The 1070-nt window shown below is 63.6% G+C and carries 1 protein-coding gene; it reads right to left on the bottom strand.

The features are described from left to right. The coding region (locus tag J3S28_RS28145) for a DUF222 domain-containing protein (RefSeq protein ID WP_307797492.1) at positions 1-1070 on the bottom strand (1070 nt) is incomplete at both ends.

Here is a 1070-nt window from a genome sequence, read left to right as displayed (position 1 = left end):
GCGTAGAGGTCGGCGTATTCGGCTTCGGCGCGTAGGTCGTAGTCGTTCCAGAGGGGTTCGGATTGTTCGTACTCGTTGCGCATCGGGCGCTGTTTTGTTTCGGGGCGGTCGGCGATGTCGCGGACATGCTCGGCGGAGATCACGCCGTGGCCTTGGAGGTAGCCGGGGTTGTCGGCGTCCCCGTTGACGGTTGCTTGATCAGCGATGACGTGCAGGACCAGTTTCACGTCGACGCCTGAGACCATCATCTCTGCCGGCCATGTCCAGATGTTGGCGGTGCAAGGATGTTTCGGGTCTTTGGGGCATTCGCAGCAGAACTCGCGCCCCATCACCGTGGCGAAGAGGGCATCGGCCATTCGTTCGGATTTGCGGCGCGGATCAGCCTTGCACACGGACATCGCCAACTTCTCCAGGCGCTGCATGATCAGGCTGTTGGTTTCGGCGGATCCGACGGCGTCGAGCGCCGACATCCCGTCGCCGATGTTGTTGTTCCACACCCCGCGACGTTTGGTGGCCTCTGTGCGGTTCTCCCTTACCAGGTCGGGATCGCGGAGCATGATCATCGCATCGACCATGTCCCGGATCCGGTTGGTCGACCACGATCCTCGGCGGCGTAGTTGCTGAGCGATGTCGCGGTCGATGTCGGCCATGTGCTCGGAGCCTTCGATCAGATCGGTGCGGGAGACGATCTGGGCGATGTGGTGGGCGGCGACCTGTCCTTGCTTCAGCAGCTGCTTGACGTGGGGGAGTCGGTCGCGCAGTGCCAGGGCTCGGGTCAGGTAGTGCTCGGCCCCTTGCTGGGTGATCTGCTGTGCGGCGGCCAGTTGCGCGGCGCAGACCGCGAACGGGTCGACCGCCCGCAGCGTCGCCGGGGTGTCGTCGAGGGGTGCCACGACCATTCGGTGCAGGTGAGCTGCGCTGTCGTATCGGACCCATTCGAAGTAGCTTTGCGCGGCGACCGACTGCTCGCAGTTACGGAGCAATTCATTAGGCCGCAACCAATTGGCGGGGCCGATACCGGCCACCCGCTGCACTTCGACATCCCCACCCTCGAACATATGAGCGACTAT

Source organism: Williamsia soli, from assembly GCF_017377795.1.
Lineage (GTDB): Bacteria > Actinomycetota > Actinomycetes > Mycobacteriales > Mycobacteriaceae > Williamsia > Williamsia soli.
The sequence above is the reverse complement of the archived record's forward strand: the minus strand, read 5'-3'. Positions and strand labels throughout refer to the sequence as shown.